The organism is Acetobacter sp. AC2005 (assembly GCF_037901235.1).
In the GTDB taxonomy this organism is placed as follows: Bacteria; Pseudomonadota; Alphaproteobacteria; order Acetobacterales; family Acetobacteraceae; genus Acetobacter; species Acetobacter oryzoeni.
Window position 1 is genome coordinate 496049 of sequence record NZ_CP149625.1, and the last position, 16494, is coordinate 512542.

Consider the following 16494-nt stretch of genomic DNA (forward strand, 5'->3'; position numbering starts at 1 on the left):
CCGCAAAGTTTGCCAGCAGAGCCCTAAGCGCAATATCTTAAGGCCTGCTGGTATAAGGTATCTGCCACGGGGCAGGCATTTTTTAGAATGTCGGATAAAGTTCACAAGAGGTTTTGCGCCATGATGCTGTTTTCCCGCATGCGCCTTTCTGGCCTAACAGCCGCGCTGCTGTTTCCTGCCCTGCTGGCAGGCTGCGCGGATCAGAAGCAGCCCACGCAGTTTGCACCACTGCGGTATGACAACCTCAGCCAGATCAACCTTAACGTAAACACCCTGACACTGGTGGATAACACCGTAACCCACCCGGTTGCGGGCGATATCGGCTACAAATCCCCCACCCCGCCCGTGCAGGCCCTGCGCCAGATGGTGCAGGACAGGCTGGCCGCCAAAGGGGGCATTACCAGCGCCAATTCCGCCCAGTTTGTAATTGATCGGGCCTCTATCCTGCATGAACCCGGCGGCACGCTACAGGGGCAGATAGATGTGCATCTGGATATTCTAAACCCCGATGGCAGCAAAACCGCACATACAGAAGCCCACGCCACCCAAAGCCTGCACCCAGACCCCACGGAAGATACAGAAAGCCAAGCCAATCTGTACAACATGACCAAAGGGATGATGGACAGCATCAATACCGAGCTGGACACGCAGGTGCATCGCTCTCTTGGTAAATGGCTGGTGGATGCCGGGGGCATGCCCGTAGATGGTGCCATTCAGGCCCAACCTCTCACATCTGATGGCTCACCAGTTGCCGCGACGGGTGCGACCGCCGGTGCTGGTGCCGCAGCTACGCAAGAGGCGCTTTCCCCCGTTTCGGCGGCTAAAACCGGGCAGGCCACATCCCCCGTAACGGTGCCGGAAAATGCCCCTGTTGTTGCGCCTTCTACCGATGCGGCAACGCCGTCCACCACTGGCACAACGGAAGCCAAACCTGCCGCAGCCCCCAAAGCGCAGGACAGTGAGCCCAACGCCATCTTCCCGGCAGGTGAGGATGATGATTCGTCCTCAAGCTCCCCCTCTACAAAAGCAACGTCTCCCAAACCGGGTTATCTCAAGCTGCCGTCTCAGCCTCAATAAAGCTGTTACGCTCAACACAGCGCCTTAATACCTAGCTCATACGGCCCCCACTGCTGCACAACATTGCACTGCGGCGGTGGGGCCGCCATAAAGCAGGGCATGAGTGCTTCTGCCCCCAGCCTGAACCCGTTTTCCATTGCGCAGGGTCTGCCTGTGCAGGATGTACTGCCAGAACTTTGCGCGGTGCTGGCTCATCCTCCCACCACAGATCATCCGGCATCTGCCATTCTGGTGGCCCCGCCCGGTGCAGGTAAAACCACATCTGTGCCGCCCGTGCTGGCGGCTGCGGCATGGCGTGCACCATCTGATAAAATTATCATGCTGGAACCGCGCAGGCTGGCCGCACGTGCCGCAGCACAGCGCATTGCATCGCTTATGGGGGAAGATGTTGGCGGTTTTGTTGGGTTCCGCACCCGGCTGGAATCTGCTGTTTCTGACCGCACCCGTATTGAGGTGCTGACAGAAGGCCTGTTCCTGCGCCGCCTGCTGGGTGACCCCATGCTGGAAGGCGTGGCCTGCGTTATTCTGGATGAAATACACGAACGCTCATTAGATGCAGATCTGGCGCTGGCTTTCTGTCTGGATCTGCAACGCACCTTGCGGCCTGATCTGCGCCTTGTGGCCATGTCCGCCACGGCGGAAACAGAACGCCTTGCCGCGCTAATGAATGCCCCTGTGCTCACAAGCGAAGGACGGATGTTTCCGCTTACCGTCCACCATGCCAAGCACGATATCCCCAGCCTGCGCGATATTGCCACCGCCACGGCAACAGGCGTGCGGCAGGCTCTGGCGGAAACAGAAGGCGATGTTCTCACCTTTCTGCCCGGCACGGGAGAAATCCGCCGTGTGATGCAGCTTCTGGATGGCGTGCCCGCTACAGTGCTGCCCCTGCATGGTGAACTGCACCCGGCAGAACAGGCCCGCGTACTGCGCCCCGGAAATGAAGGGGAACGGCGGGTTATTCTGGCAACCTCCATAGCCGAAACATCTCTGACCGTGCCCGGCGTGCGCGTTGTGGTGGATTGCGGCTTCCGCCGTGTGCCAAGGTTTGATGCCGGGGCTGGGCTTTCCCGGCTGGATACGGTGCGTATTTCCAAGGCCGCCGCACGGCAACGTGCAGGCCGCGCGGGGCGAGAAGCTCCGGGTATTGCGTATTGCCTGTGGTCTGCCCATACCGAGCGCGCCTTGCCACAGCATGACAGGCCAGAAATTCTGGAAGCCGATTTGTCTGATTTTGTGCTGGCAACCGCCTTGTGGGCCGATACGGTGGGTTCAGCCGATACGCCGCTTCCGCTGCCAGATCAGCCCCCCGGCAGCGCGGTAGCCGCCGCAAAGGAATTGTTGATTCTGCTAGGCGCGCTGGATGATATAGCCCAGATTACAAAACTGGGCCGCAGCATGGCCGATCTGGGCACGCACCCACGCCTTGCCGCCATGATGTTGGCCGCCCGCACTGCCGAGGAAGCCGCGCTGGCCGCAGATCTTGCTGCTCTGCTGGAAGAACGAGACCCCCTGCGCCCACGCGCTGCCGGGCGTGGTGGGCCGCCGCCCATTCCGCCTGCAGATATTACCCTCCGGCTGGATCTGATTGCGGGGGAAGATAACAACCCACAGGCAGACCGTGGTGCCTTGGCCCGCATTCGGCAGGCTGCCGCACGTTTTCGCACACGCATGGGGCTGAAGGCGCGCCACCCGGCCGCGGGTGATGCCGCAGCCCTTCTGGCCGCAGGCTTTCCTGATCGTATTGCCCTGTGCCGGGGGGATATGGGCAGTTACCGCATGGCCAATGGCAGCAATGCCCGCCTGCGCCGAGATGATGGGCTGGCAAAACACAAGCTGCTGGCTGTAGCGGGCCTGCATCTGCGCACCGCTGCCGAAATACGCATGGCGGCCCCGTTGGATAGCAACGCCCTGCCCCCAGCCCTGCTGGAGCGCACGCGTGAACAGGTTGAAACCACGCTAGACCCCGTATCGGGCAACATCATGGCCCGCAGGCGCACCCGCATTGGCTGCCTTGTGCTGCGCGACCGCACAGAAAAAGTAAAACCGGAAGATGCAGGCCCGCTTCTGCTGGCACAGGCCAAGGAGGCGCCGGAAACCACGCTCAACTGGTCAGACGCCGTGCGGCAGCTTCAAGCCCGTGTGGAACTGGCCCGCACCCTGCCCGGTGGCACCGGCATGGAAGAAGCCTGGCCCGATTTTTCCTCCTCAGCCCTTGCTGGCTGTATGGATGAATGGCTGACCCCATATGTTGAAGGCTGCACATCCATCACCGCATTGCGGGAGCTGGACATCCTCAGCCTGCTGCGCACTTATCTGGGTTACGCTCGCACAAGCTGGCTGGATAAGGAACTGCCGACCTCTCTACCCTTCCCTGGCGGTGTGGCGGAGGTGGATTATACGCAGCCCGTGCCTGTGGCCTCGGCTCGTGCCCAAACCTTTTATGGCACGGCGGAAACACCCAAACTTGCCGGAGGGCGCGTGCCGTTGCGGCTGGCGCTGCTTTCTCCCGCAGGGCGGCCTCAGGCCATTACGGCGGATCTGGCAGGGTTTTGGCAAGGTGGCTGGGCAGACATGCGGCGCGATATGCGGGGGCGTTACCCCAAGCATGAATGGCCAGAAAACCCGGCACTGGCCCCAGCACGCCCACGCGCCAAACGCAGCTGAGGCCTATGGACGTGGCGCAAACAACACCCTCGCGCCATAAAAACGTACCAGATCAAGGGCAAACCCGTATAGCCGGTTGCATAAAGCAGATAATCCGGGCCACAAGTTTGTAATGTCTGGAGCTTTATTGCCATTTCCATGAAGACGCTTCTACGGAACCTGCCCGCACTGGCCGTAGCCTGCTTTTCCCTTCAGGAAACAGGCGCGCACCATTTGGCACAGGCTGCATCTCTCCCGACATTTGAGCCCGCAGTGCCGCTGGTTTCTGGCGGGCCTATCAGCTTTGCGCCTTTGGTGCGCAAGGTTGTGCCCGCTGTGGTGAATATTTCTGTTACGCGAGATTCGGATACCAGCGCCAAACACAAGCTGCCATCTACCGTTAAAGGCACCCCGCTGGAAAAGCGTTACCGCGAACGCATGCGCCGCCATCGGGATGAGCTGCTTGGGGCGGGTTCGGGCTTTATTGTAGACCCCGAAGGCACCATTGTTACCAATGGCCACGTGGTGGAAGATGCAGACAAAATTACCGTGGCCCTTGCCAGTGGCAAGGAATTTACAGCCACACTGGCCGGTATAGATAACCTAACGGATATTGCCGTTATAAAAATCAGCTCCCCGCAGCCTCTCCCCTACGTAACATGGGGTGATAGCAGGCTGGTGCAGGTAGGGGATTGGATTATGGCTGCAGGCAACCCCTTTGGCTTGGGGTCATCCGTAACCGCAGGCATTGTTTCCGCCCGCGGGCGCGATATTGGTACCAGCCCGTTTGATGATTTTCTGCAACTGGATGCCCCCATAAACCCCGGCAATTCCGGCGGCCCCACGTTTAACCTTGCCGGGCAGGTGGTGGCGCTTAACACCGCCATTGTTTCCCCCACAGGTGGCTCTGTGGGGCTTGGGTTTTCCATCCCCTCCGAAATTGTCATCCCCATTGTGGAAACCCTGCGGCAAGCGGGGCATATCGAGCGTGGCTGGCTGGGCGCCACGCTGGAAGATATCATGACCCATAACGGCACGCAGGTAACAGAGGTGGACCGTAACGGCCCCGCTGCCAAAGGCGGGCTGAAAAAGGGTGATATCATTGTGGGCATGAATAACGAGCACGTAGAAACCGCCCGCGCCATGATACGCGCCGTGGCATCTGCCAAGCCGGGGCTGGATGCGCAGTTGAACGTGCTGCGCAATAATCAGCCCATAACCCTGACCATCCGCATTGGCCGCCGCCCCAAATGGGAGGACGGCAACGGGGGCAAATAACCCCTGCCCGCTTTTTAGATCATATCCAGCGGTGTTTTTTTGGTAGGCGGCGGAAACACTGCATCCAACTGGGCCAGATCCTGCTCTGTCAGTTCAAGGTCTCGCGCAGCCAGATTCTGCTTCATGTGCTCGTGCGAGGCCGCTTTGGGAATAGCCAGCACATTGTTCTGGCGCAGCACCCATGCCAGCGCAATTTGTGCCGGTGTGGCCGGGCCAAGCGCTGTGCTGTGCCTGCTGGCAATATCTGCCAGAACCGGGCTTTTGAGCAGTTTCTGCCCCTGCCCGATGGGGGAATAAGCCATGGTCACAATTTTGCGGCGATAATCCGTTTTTAACAGATCATATTCCACGCCGCGATGTTCCAGATTGTACAATACCTGGTTGGCAACACATTCCCCAATGCGGGAACATCCATCCAGTTCATACACATCGTCTGTATCAAAGTTTGAAACACCCCAATGGCGGATCAAACCTTCCTGTTGCAGCTTGCGAAAGGCATCTACCGTTTCGCCCAACGGCACACCGCCACGCCAGTGCAGAAGGTACAGGTCTATCCAATCCGTTCCCAAACGGCGCAGAGACTTCCGGCAACTTTCCGCCATACCTTGGGAAGATGCGTTTGAAGGTAAAACTTTGGTAACCAGAAAAACCTTTTTGCGGTAAGGATAAATGGCCTCTCCCACCACACTTTCGGAGCGGCCATTGCCGTACATTTCGGCTGTATCCACCACCTGCACGCCGTTTAATACGGCATAGCGCAGGCTTTCCACTTCCTCTGGCCAACGGGCGGGTTCTTCACCCATATTCCACGTGCCCACTCCCAAAGCGGGCAGAACAGTGCCATCGGCCAGCGTTACTGTTTTTGCCATTGCGCCGGTTCTCCTTTGCCAAACAGGCGGCTTATCTGCCTGTTAATTTTCTAAACGCGTTCAATCAGCCTTCTGCCCGCAGGTAAGGCTGGATATACTAACACGTATGACTCAGATTGGTTTTTACCACCTTACGCGCACAAGCGTGACCGAGGCCCTGCCCAAACTGCTGGCCCGCACACTGGCCAGCGGGCAAAAAGCCGCTGTGTGGTGCGCCAGCAAACCCATGCTGGATGATCTGGACAAAGCCTTGTGGAAAGTGACAACCCCAACATGGCTGCCACATGGGCGCGAAGGCATTGCCTGCCCGGATCTGCAACCTATCTGGCTGAGCATGGGGGAAGATACCCCCAATAATGCGCGCTTTCTGTTTTTGCTGGAAAACCGCAGCTTTCCCGATCTGGCGGATTTTGAACGGGTGTTTGACCTGTTTGACGGGCATGATGAGGAAGCCGTTGCTGCCGCCCGCACCCGCTGGAGTGCCGCCAAAGCCGCAGGGCATGAACTGGCTTACTGGCGGCAGGAAGAAAAAGGCTGGAACCGCGCCCGGTAAACCTACCGCAACGCTCTTCCAGCCTTTGGTCTTATACCAACTGCTTTAAAGGGCAGCGGGTTCAGTCTTTGGGTTCGTATTCGTAGCCATCACGCACAAAGCGGTCGAGCAGACGCACACCAAAGCCAGTTGCACCTTTGGGCTGGCCATTTTGTGCCTTGGATGCCCAAGCCACACCGGCAATATCCAGATGCGCCCAAGGTGTTTCACCCACAAAGCGCTTGAGGAACTGCGCTGCGGTAATGGAACCACCCGCACGGCCACCGCTGATGTTTTTCATATCCGCAATGTCGGATTTCAGCAGGGCATCATATTCCTTGCCCATGGGCATACGCCACAGCTTTTCACCCGCAAACGCACCGGCATCTGCAAGGCCCGCGGCAAGCTGATCGTTATTGGAGAACAGGCCTGCATATTCGTGCCCAAGGCTGATGATAATGGCACCCGTAAGCGTTGCCAGATCCACCATAATCTGCGGTGCAAAGCGTTCACGCGCATACCAGAGAATATCTGCCAGCACCAAACGGCCTTCGGCATCGGTGTTCAGCACTTCAATGGTCTGGCCAGAGGCACTGCGCACCACATCGCCGGGGCGCTGGGCGGTGCCAGACACCATGTTTTCCACCAGCCCCACAACACCAACGGCGTTAACCTTGGCCTTACGCCCAGCCAGTGCTGTAAGCAGGCCAGTTACCGTAGCGGCACCAGCCATATCCCACTTCATGTCTTCCATGCCGGCGGCAGGCTTGATGGAGATACCACCGGAATCGAACGTCACGCCTTTGCCAATAAAGGCCAGCGGGGCTTCATCCTTGTTGGCGGCACCATTCCAGCGCAGGATCACGGTGCGCGGTTCGTTCGCACTGCCCTGTGCCACGCCAAGCAGCGCGCCAAAGCCCAGCTTTTCCATGGCAGCGCGGTCCAGCACTTCCACTTCCAGCCCCAAGCTCTTCAAGGTGGTGGCGCGTTCTGCAAATTCTACCGGATTCAGCACATTTGCGGGTTCGGTCACCAAATCACGCGTCAGCACCACACCACGTGCCACGGCGGAAAGGGATGGCCATGCTTCTTCTGCGCCGTCCACGTGGTCTGTCAGAACAGAAAGTTCAGCCAAGCGATGGTTTTTGCTGGCTTCTGGCGCACCATGATACAGGCCAAAGTGGTAAGCCCCCAGCACGGCACCCAATGCAGCATGTGCTGCCAGCACGCCGGACAGATCACCCACAGCCAAAGTTGCCTGCTCATCACGGCCCAGGCGAGATACCGCAGCGCCACCGGCCTTTTCTGCGGCCCAGGCATCTACGGCTTCCAGCTTGCCAATGCCAATCAGCACCACGCGTTCAAACGCATCGGATGGTGCCAGCACAACGCAGGCGGTGCCTTCCTTGCCTGTAAAATCATCCGCTTTGGCTGCGCGGGTAAGCGCGCCGTTAGTGGCTTTATCGGCTTGCTGAAAAATGGCAGAGCGTTTTTCCCCTTCCGGCACCAAAATGGCCAGAGCGCCACCTGCTGGCAGCGAAGCGGAAGAAAACTTGATCTGAAGCATGGTGTTTACTGCCCTTTCTGTAAACTCATCCTTCCTGCGTACGTCTCCCCCGGCGGCTTGGCAATAGGAAGCCCGCGAGAGCATGACATGCGCTTGCAATTGTAGGCATGACGCAGCCCGCGTGCTGGCGTATGCTAGCCACCATGACAAGCCATACCGATGCCGACCTTCTGGCCCTTGCCGCCAGACTGGCCGATGAAGCTGCTGAAATTATTCGTACAATCCGTGCGCGCGGCTTTGAAACCATAACCAAAACCGATTCTTCCCCCGTAACGGAGGCAGACCACGCCGCAGAAGCGCATATTCTGCGCGGCCTGCGCGCCGCAACACCGGATATTCCCGTTATTGCGGAAGAAGAAGTGGCCGCTGGCAAACAAACCGCCGTAGCCCCCGCCTATTGGCTGGTGGACCCGCTGGACGGCACGCGTGAATTTGCCGCCGGACGTGATGACTTTACCGTAAATATCGGGCTGGTGCGCGATGGCCGCCCGGTGCTGGGGGCTATGGCACTGCCCGCTTACCATCAGCTTTATACAGGTGGCGTAGGCTTGGGCGCGCACCGCACGGATAAAAACGGCACGCAGCCCATTCATGTACGCAAGGCACCTGCAGAAGGGCTGACTGTTCTGGCATCTCGCCACCATGCAGATGACAAACGTCTGGCAGACTATCTGAACGGCCGCCCTGTAGCCAAGCTGGGCAATATTGGCTCTGCCGTAAAATTTGCCCGTGTGGCTGAAGGGCTGGTGGACCTTTACCCACGCCTTGGCCCCACCATGGAATGGGATACCGCAGCCCCGCAGGCGATTGTGGAAGCCGCTGGCGGAAATATTACGCTGCTGGACGGTTCTCCGCTGGTTTATGGTAAAACGGGCTGGAAAAATCCGCCGTTTGTCTGTACCGGAACGCTGTAAACCCATTACGCTGCACTTTGGCCAACCTTGTGCAAAGGCTGGCCAATGCAGCAAACAGGCTGCCCCTTTTGCCGCCATTACAGAGAAGTATGACCAACCTTCTGGATGCCTCCTCCTCTGGCCTTCAAACAGCTGCCCGCATTCTGCGCGAAGGTGGCCTGGTGGCGTTTGGAACAGAAACTGTTTACGGCCTTGGCGGAGATGCCACGCAGCCCAAAACCGTGGCCCGGATTTTTGAAGCCAAAAACCGCCCGCGCTTTAACCCGCTTATCAGCCACTTTGCAGATGCACAGGCCGCCTTCACTCAGGTTGTTGCCAACCCGCTTGCACATAAACTGGCAGAGGCATTCTGGCCCGGCCCGCTTACACTTATTCTGCCCCGCGCACCCCACAGCACGGTAAGTGATCTGGCCGCCGATGGCCTGCCCACCTTGGCTGTGCGCGTGCCTAAGGGGGAAACCGTGCAGGCGTTGCTCAAGCTGGTGCAACGCCCCATTGCAGCACCTTCTGCCAACCGTTCGGGCCGCATCAGCCCCTCTGATGCCGCGCATGTGTTGGAGGAACTGGGTGGCCGTATTGATGCCGTGCTGGATAGTGGCCCCTGCCAAGTTGGTGTGGAAAGCACCGTGCTGGATATTTCCAACCCTGAACGCCCCACCCTGTTGCGCCCCGGCGGCATTACGCTGGAAGCCCTGCAAGCCGTTTGCGGCACCATCTTTATGCCGGAAACCGAGGTAGATGCCGCCCCGGCATCTCCCGGCAGGCTGCTTTCACATTACGCACCGCACCTTCCCGTGCGGCTTAACGCTGTTGACGTTGCGCCAGATGAAGCCCTGTTGGCCTTTGGCAACACACAGCCCAGCGGTGCCACCATAAGCTGGAATCTGAGTGCAAGTGGCAATCTGGAAGAAGCCGCCGCCCGCCTGTTTACCGGCCTACGCACGCTGGATAAACAAGGCCAGAGCCACCATTTGCGTGGCATTGCGGTACAACCCATTCCGCAGCATGGGCTTGGGCTTGCCATACAGGATAGGCTGAACCGTGCGGCAGCACCGCGCCCTGCCCTGCCCCCGGAAGACTTGCCCGCATGAGCGATATTGACCCTAAAGAACTGAAAATCCTTTCGGATATTCTGGCGCTGGTGCTGGAAGATCAGCCGGGCCAATCTGCTACTGCACTGGAAGCCTTGCGTAACCGGGCCAAACGTAATGCCACCACAGGCGGCGCGCTTAAAAACCTGTTCCAGACCATTGCAGAAGACCCCGAAAAGGCAAAATCTGCACGCCCCAGCAAAACACGGGCCAACAGCCGGGCTTCTGCCAGCAAGGCGCAGGCAGATATGTCTGAAACGTACCGCGCCCAGTTGCAGGAGCTTAGAAACAATATTGTTTCTCTGGATCGCAAACTGCGCACCGCCACTGCCCAGAATGAAACTCTTAAATCTGAGCTGTATCTTACACTGCAAGCCCGTGCCGAAATGCAGGTCCAAATGGCGCAGATACAAAACTTTGGCCAGTATCAGCGACGGTTAACCATAGTTATTGCCACTATTGCCGGGCTTTTGGCTGGCATTGCAGGCACCGAACTTTTTCACGCCTTTTTTTCACCGCACATCAATACTGCGGCAGAAAACGCCCGTTACCTTTACTGATGTTTTCTTTATTTTGTGTGTTCACCCCTTTTGCAGGAACCCGCACCCATGTCTGAAAATGCCGCCCTTCCCCAACCCCTGCATGATGCCCTTTTACAGCTTTTGGGCCCTGCCGGCCTGCTGACAGCGGCTTCAGACGTAGATCCGTTCTGCATAGATTGGCGCGCGCTTTATCATGGTAAATGCGCCGCCGTTTTACGCCCGGCCAACACGGAAGAATGTGCAAAAGCCGTGGCTTTGTGTAACCAGCACAACGTGCCCATGGTGCCGCAAGGCGGCAACACCAGCATGGTGGGTGGCGCCACACCGGATGATACCGGCAAGGCTGTGGTAATTTCCACCACCCGCATGACGCGCATTCATGACATTGACCACGCTGATCTGACCATGACGGTAGAAGCTGGCGTAACGCTTAAAGCCGCGCAGGATGCCGCTGCCAAAGAAGGGCTGCTGCTGCCGCTTTCCATTTCATCCGAAGGCTCTGCGGATATCGGGGGCATTCTGGCCACCAATGCAGGTGGCAACAACACCGTGCGCTACGGCAATGCGCGTGAACTGGCATTGGGGCTGGAAGCCGTACTGCCCGATGGCAATGTGCTGAACCTGATGCGCAAGCTGCGCAAGGATAACACCGGCTACGCCCTGCGGCAGCTTTTGGTGGGGTCTGAAGGCACGCTGGGCATTATTACGCAGGCCATTATTCAGCTTCAGCCAGCCCCCCGCTCGCGCGAGACGGCTTTGTGCGCTGTGGCGGATGCCAAGGGTGCGCTGGATCTGTTTGCCGCTTTCCGCAAGCAAGATCCTTCTGCCATTCAGGCTTTTGAGTTCATGTCCGGCACAAGCATGGCTCTGGTGAACAAACTGATTGAAGGCGCGCCACTGCCACTTAGCGAACCCGCACCCGCCTATGCGCTGGTAGAGTTGGGCAGCCCACGTGGAGATGACAGCCTGCGCTCCCTTATGGAAGACGTGCTGGGCACCGCGCTGGAAGATGGTTTGGTAACAGATGCCGTGCTGGCAGAAAGTGAAGCCCAACGCCAGAGCCTATGGATGATCCGTGAGGAACATGCAGAAGCCCAGAAACGTGCCGGGGCCTCTGTTAAAAACGATGTGTCCGTACCGTTGGCCGCTATTCCCACCTTTATTGATGAAGCCACCAAAGCGTGTGAAGCCCTTATTCCCGGTATTCGGGTGGCACCGTTTGGGCATATTGGGGATGGCAACATCCACTTCAATCTGGTGCAGCCCGAAGGCGCAGACCCCAAGGCATTTTTGGCGCAGGATCATGCCATGATGGACACTGTGGCTGCTATTGTGCGCAAACTGGGCGGTTCCTTTTCTGCCGAACACGGCGTGGGGCAGCTTAAAACCTACATGATGCCCGAATGGCGTGGCGGTGCGGAACTGGAAACCATGCGCCGGATCAAAAATGCGCTGGACCCCAAAAATCTGATGAACCCGGGCAAGATTTTTCCTGCAGCCTGAAAACAATATAACACTCTACACAATAAAAAGGGCGGCCAATTCAATGGTCGCCCTTTTTATTACTTGAACAGATATTCCAGATTACAGAATTACCGGCGGATTTTCAAAAAATCCATAGCAGGGTAACGCAACGCCAGAAGCTGCAAAACAAACGCAGGCAGCACAACAAGCCCCGGATCAACCCCAACCAGCACCATGGCGGCAAAGGTGAATACCGGCGCCAGGTTACGCTCCATACGTGCGCCATCTGGCGTGCCACACGCCATAAGAGAGCACGCGCCCCCTACCACCAGCAACGCAGCGGCAGAAGCGGCCCGGAACGGATGGGCCATCATATCTGGCACCAATCCGCCCTGCATGGTTTCTAGAGAAGACATATCGGATGACCATCCTGCCAGCCCAAACAAAAAGCTGAACGGCAGAATAAGCACGCCAAAAATATCCTTCAACAGGGCCAGAAAACCCATAACAAGAGGCGGCAGCAACACACAGGCCACCCCTACGGCAATATCCGCCACCAGCAACACCAACGCTGGCGTGACAGGAGGATTTCTCACGCAGAGTGTCTTTTTACAAACAGAAGCAGGATATTAGTCCTTCCACCACTTTACGGGCTGCGGTTCATCTTCAACCGTTTCTTCTTTTGCCAGTTCATACTGGCGGCGCGGGCGGCCACGCGGCTTGGCTTCTACCTGCCGTTTCAGGCTGGTAATTTCTTCATCACGCTCTGCCACCAAACGGTGGGCAGCCCGCAGCTGACGGCCAGATTCAGCCAGTTCAGCTTCCTGCTCCGCCACTTTGGCCTTCAGCTCACGCACCATCATATCAGCGTGGCCTTTTTGGGTTTGCAAAGCACGCTGGGCGGCCTGCACCTCTGCCAACTGGCGCTCCACTTCTTCCACACGCAGCTTTTCTTCCGCCACCAAACGACGCAGACGGGAAACTTCGCTGTTTTCTTCTTCAGAAAAATGAACAGCGCGAGATGTGGTGAGGGTACGGGGGGCGGCAACCGTGCGGGGCGTGATACGAGCGAGAGAGTGCTTTTCTACCGGCACTTCACCATCACGCACAAACCGCCGCCGCTTGTTGCCTGTGGCATCTGCCGCAGGACGAGGAGCGGACGGCGCAGCCCGCCCTTTATGAGATGCGCCAAGCCGTTCCAGCGCATTGCGCATGGAGGCTTCTTCCAGCCCTTCATCCCGTTCTCTATCGGCATCCAAGGGTGGCATAAAAGATGTTGTATTCATAAATCTGGAAGTCACTTTAAGAAAAATGGTCTGTTGATACAGTTCTTAAACATTCCATCAGCCGTTATATTCTGGCATTTGCCCGCGCGATACCCAACACGGTTCCAGCCACTCCTTCATGATGCGTTACAGCAGGCATGAGGGCACACATTACAAACGGACAGACAGAATTATTACACACGTTTTATAATGTGTTTTGGTTCTTACTAATTACTATTATCATGTCTTCCCTGCCATGTTCAAGCACAAGACAGGGATTTCATAAGGTTTTCTCTTATTTTTCAGGAATCCATACCAGATCGGTCTGCCCATCTGCATTAAAGTGACGCGCCAGAACAAAAAAGTAATCAGATAACCTGTTCATGATCTGTAGCAGAACAGGATTGATTGTTTCTTTCTCAGCCAGCGCCACCATACGCCGTTCTGCCGCACGCGCCTGTGTACGGGCCAGATGCGCCCACGCTGCGGGAACAGAACCACCGGGCAACACAAAACTGGTTAATGGCTTTTGGGCAGCGCGCAACTGCTCCACCCATTCTTCCAGCTTTAAAACGGCACTTTCCTGCATACGCTTGGCACGGGCTGCTTTTGGGCCTTCTTCCGGCTGGCACAAATCTGCCCCCATATCGAACAGCATGTTCTGCACGGCTGCCAGTTGGCCCACCACGGCGCTCTCTTGCGGGGCGTGGGCACGCACAAGGCCGGTTATGGCGTTTACTTCATCCAGCGTGCCCAGTGCTTCTATCCGTGCGCTACTTTTTGCAACACGCGCGCCATTGCCCAAAGATGTCTGCCCTCCATCTCCACCGCGCGTCACAATTCGGTCCAGCCTGATGCTCATGTTTTGGATTTTCCTGCTCTCATTTTTGCATCTGTTCCGCCACAACGCGGCGCACAGTTTATAAAGGCCCATGCAGGAAATGGCCGGGCATGTTGCCTTTCCTGTTTTCCATTACGGCCGCTGCGCCTATACAGCAGAACTTATGTCCTTTTCACTTCTTCTTCCGCGCCTGTGGCGCATATGCGGGGGCCTTTTGGCCGCTACCGGCACCGTTATGGGCGCACTTACCGCCCATCTGCCAGATTCGGCCTTTGCTGCCGGTGGCCGCGTTATGGCCCATAGCGGCATGGAAATGCAGATGTGGCAAGGCATTGCCCTTGTTGCTCTGGGCCTTACAGCCAAACCCCAAGCGGGCCGTATCTTGCTGGCCGGTGGCTGTGGGCTGGTGCTGGGCACGCTGCTGTTTTGTGCGGGCGTGTATTACACAGCCTTTACCGGCCACCATGCAGCCCACGTTGCCCCAACAGGTGGCAGTTTGCTGATTCTTTCTTGGCTATTGCTTTCCGTTGGCTGGATGTGCCGGGCATGAGCACCATTCGCACCGCATGGTTGGCCGCCGATGGGCTGACATCCGTTTTAGAAGCTGATCTGGCATGGCGCGGCGTAACTATTGACCGCTGGCATGGCCGGTTGGCTCTTTCCAGCAGCAAGCCTGTGTATTCCCCTTGGGCGCTGGATATCTGGCTGGACCCGCAGGTGGTAGAAATAACCTCCATTCGCAATGCAGCAGATACACTGCGCGCCATTCAGCGGAACTGGAGCCTGTATACTATCGACCACTTTCGGCGTACCGCGCTGATCACAGACAAGCTGCCCCCGGTTAAGGCTGCCCCGCTGGTGTTTCCCACATTGCCACCAACAAGCCCCTTGGGCGCGTGGACTTTGCTGGACACCAACACACTGCTTTTTTCTGCACGCAAAACCAGCCCATTTGTAAATGGCGCGCCACAGTTTGTAGAAAACCGCACCGGCCCACCTTCCCGCGCCTATCTGAAATTGTGGGAAGCCTGCACGCGCCTTGGCCGCTGGCCCACGCCTGAAGAACGTTGTTATGATCTGGGCGCCACACCCGGTGGTTGGACATGGGCCATTGCCAACCTTGGTGCACAGGTTACGGCGTTTGACCGCGCACCGCTTGACCCCAAAGTGGCGGCCATGCCGGGTGTCTCCTTCCAACAAGCCAGCGCCTTTGGTTTGGAACCCGAAAAACTTGCTGCCGTGGACTGGATGTTTTCAGACATCATTGCCTACCCGCAGCGCCTTTTACGGCTGACACAAAACTGGATAGCCTCTGGCAACACAGACAACATTGTGCTGACGGTGAAGTTTCAGGGTGAAACAGACCATGAAATTGTGGCCGCGTTTGAAGCCATTCCGGGTGGCAGCCTGGCGCATCTGGCCCATAACAAGCATGAGCTAACATTTTTCTGGAACAAAACAGCCGCGGCCGAAAACAGGCCCACATTGGCAGGCACAAATCTTACGCAAGAAGACGCTTAAATACACACCAAGTGTAAGAGTGACATGCTACGGCGTGTCGTCAGTTAAGCCCTGAGTGTGGCACGTGAGGGTTGTAGTTTGTGTCTGCGTGTGCTGACTGTTTTCCCGTTTTTTGGAGGAGACAGAGAGATGCGGCGCTATAGTTTACGCGATGACCAGTGGGAGCGGATAAAGGATCTTCTTCCCGGTCGAGAAGGCTATGTCGGCGGCACTGCGGCGGACAACCGTCTGTTCGTGGAGGCGGTGCTGTATCGCTATCGCGCGGGCATTCCATGGCGCGACCTTCCTGCCCGTTTCGGGGACTGGAAAAACGTGCACCGGCGTCTGCGCCGCTGGTGTGAAAGCGGCGTCATCGAACGGATATTTCGTTATCTGGCCGCTGATCACGACAACGAATACATGATGATCGACAGCACAATTGTCCGGGCGCATCAGCATAGTGCAGGAGCTCTCAAAAAAGGGGTACGGATCAGGCCATCGGACGATCACGAGGCGGGTTGACTACAAAGATCCATGCCATCTGCGACGCTCTGGGCAATCCGGTGGAACTCGGCATCACACCGGGACAGGATGCCGATATCACCCAGGCGGAACCGCTTCTGGAAAACATCGACCCGGAGGCTTTCCTTGCTGACAAGGCGTATGACGCGGACAGGTTGATCGATCGGCTGATACAGCGCGGGATTACCCCGGTCATCCCGCCAAAACGCAGCAGAACGACACGACGGAAAACCGATTTTTCTCTCTACCGCGAACGGAACCTTGTTGAGAGGTTCTTCAATAAACTCAAGCAGTTTCGCGCTATCGCAACCCGCTACGATAAACTGAAATCGACCTTCCTCGCAGCCGTGCAGTTCGCCTCAATCATCATCCTGCTTAACTGACGA

At 57.5% G+C, this 16494-nt stretch carries 16 protein-coding genes; 11 read left to right on the plus strand and 5 right to left on the minus strand.

Annotation, left to right across the window (positions count from 1 at the left end):
- The first annotated feature begins 87 nt into the window (after positions 1-87).
- The 3 genes from QQM41_RS02310 to QQM41_RS02320 all read left to right on the plus strand — a co-directional run bounded on the left by QQM41_RS02310 (position 88) and on the right by QQM41_RS02320 (position 5001).
- Positions 88-1077 carry a hypothetical protein gene (locus QQM41_RS02310; RefSeq protein WP_339077599.1) on the plus strand — a complete coding sequence of 330 codons (990 nt, stop codon included), beginning with the start codon at positions 88-90 and terminating at the stop codon, positions 1075-1077.
- 99 nt (positions 1078-1176) lie between these two features.
- Positions 1177-3744, plus strand: a complete 2568-nt coding sequence (hrpB, locus tag QQM41_RS02315; protein ID WP_339077600.1) for an ATP-dependent helicase HrpB — start codon at positions 1177-1179, stop codon at positions 3742-3744.
- A gap of 138 nt (positions 3745-3882) precedes the next feature.
- Positions 3883-5001 carry a S1C family serine protease gene (locus QQM41_RS02320; protein ID WP_050819436.1) on the plus strand — a complete coding sequence of 373 codons (1119 nt, stop codon included), beginning with the start codon at positions 3883-3885 and terminating at the stop codon, positions 4999-5001.
- A 14-nt stretch (positions 5002-5015) separates the two neighbouring features.
- Here QQM41_RS02320 and QQM41_RS02325 read toward each other — a convergent pair whose 3' ends face one another.
- Entirely contained in the window at positions 5016-5870 is an 855-nt protein-coding gene (locus QQM41_RS02325; RefSeq protein ID WP_339077601.1) for an aldo/keto reductase, read from the minus strand.
- 106 nt (positions 5871-5976) lie between these two features.
- On the opposite strand from QQM41_RS02325, the gene QQM41_RS02330 reads away from it, so the two are divergent.
- Complete coding sequence (locus tag QQM41_RS02330; protein ID WP_050819434.1) at positions 5977-6423, plus strand: DNA polymerase III subunit chi; 447 nt, start codon at positions 5977-5979, stop codon at positions 6421-6423.
- A 61-nt stretch (positions 6424-6484) separates the two neighbouring features.
- Here the strand turns inward: QQM41_RS02330 and QQM41_RS02335 are convergent, their stop codons facing one another.
- Positions 6485-7969, minus strand: coding sequence for a leucyl aminopeptidase (locus QQM41_RS02335; protein WP_050819433.1), 1485 nt, complete (start codon positions 7967-7969; stop codon positions 6485-6487).
- A 143-nt stretch (positions 7970-8112) separates the two neighbouring features.
- Between QQM41_RS02335 and cysQ the strand changes: the two genes are divergently transcribed.
- The 4 genes from cysQ to QQM41_RS02355 all read left to right on the plus strand — a co-directional run bounded on the left by cysQ (position 8113) and on the right by QQM41_RS02355 (position 12019).
- Complete coding sequence (cysQ, locus tag QQM41_RS02340) at positions 8113-8883, plus strand: 3'(2'),5'-bisphosphate nucleotidase CysQ (RefSeq protein ID WP_012812650.1); 771 nt, start codon at positions 8113-8115, stop codon at positions 8881-8883.
- A gap of 89 nt (positions 8884-8972) precedes the next feature.
- On the plus strand, positions 8973-9974 hold the full coding sequence (locus tag QQM41_RS02345) for an L-threonylcarbamoyladenylate synthase (protein ID WP_339077602.1): 1002 nt from the start codon (positions 8973-8975) through the stop codon (positions 9972-9974).
- Positions 9971-10534 carry a hypothetical protein gene (locus QQM41_RS02350; RefSeq protein WP_339077603.1) on the plus strand — a complete coding sequence of 188 codons (564 nt, stop codon included), beginning with the start codon at positions 9971-9973 and terminating at the stop codon, positions 10532-10534. Before QQM41_RS02345 ends, QQM41_RS02350 begins: the two co-directional genes overlap by 4 nt.
- A gap of 15 nt (positions 10535-10549) precedes the next feature.
- Positions 10550-12019, plus strand: coding sequence for an FAD-binding oxidoreductase (locus QQM41_RS02355; RefSeq protein ID WP_339077604.1), 1470 nt, complete (start codon positions 10550-10552; stop codon positions 12017-12019).
- Between the two features lie 89 nt (positions 12020-12108).
- Here the strand turns inward: QQM41_RS02355 and QQM41_RS02360 are convergent, their stop codons facing one another.
- From QQM41_RS02360 to QQM41_RS02370, 3 genes are all read right to left on the minus strand, one after another.
- Positions 12109-12576 (minus strand): hypothetical protein, encoded by a 468-nt coding sequence (locus QQM41_RS02360; protein ID WP_003628451.1) that lies wholly within the window; start codon positions 12574-12576, stop codon positions 12109-12111.
- Positions 12577-12609: 33 nt separating this feature from the next.
- Positions 12610-13266, minus strand: coding sequence for a hypothetical protein (locus QQM41_RS02365; protein ID WP_339077605.1), 657 nt, complete (start codon positions 13264-13266; stop codon positions 12610-12612).
- Between the two features lie 274 nt (positions 13267-13540).
- Positions 13541-14107, minus strand: a complete 567-nt coding sequence (locus tag QQM41_RS02370) for a cob(I)yrinic acid a,c-diamide adenosyltransferase (RefSeq protein WP_003628453.1) — start codon at positions 14105-14107, stop codon at positions 13541-13543.
- Between the two features lie 70 nt (positions 14108-14177).
- Between QQM41_RS02370 and QQM41_RS02375 the strand changes: the two genes are divergently transcribed.
- The 3 genes from QQM41_RS02375 (at position 14178) to QQM41_RS02385 (ending at position 16491) form a co-directional block, all read left to right on the plus strand.
- Positions 14178-14636: a DUF423 domain-containing protein gene (locus QQM41_RS02375; protein ID WP_128105039.1), complete on the plus strand. Its 459-nt coding sequence runs from the start codon at positions 14178-14180 to the stop codon at positions 14634-14636.
- The gene (locus QQM41_RS02380) at positions 14633-15607 is read left to right on the plus strand and encodes an SAM-dependent methyltransferase (protein ID WP_128105038.1); all 975 of its coding nucleotides are present in this window, start codon (positions 14633-14635) and stop codon (positions 15605-15607) included. Before QQM41_RS02375 ends, QQM41_RS02380 begins: the two co-directional genes overlap by 4 nt.
- A 129-nt stretch (positions 15608-15736) precedes the next feature.
- Positions 15737-16491 (plus strand): IS5 family transposase gene (locus QQM41_RS02385; protein ID WP_088365012.1). Its coding sequence is split into 2 segments (ribosomal slippage): positions 15737-16067 and positions 16067-16491, totalling 756 coding nucleotides; the frame shifts between segments, so codons are not numbered across the junction.
- The last annotated feature ends 3 nt before the right edge of the window (positions 16492-16494 follow it).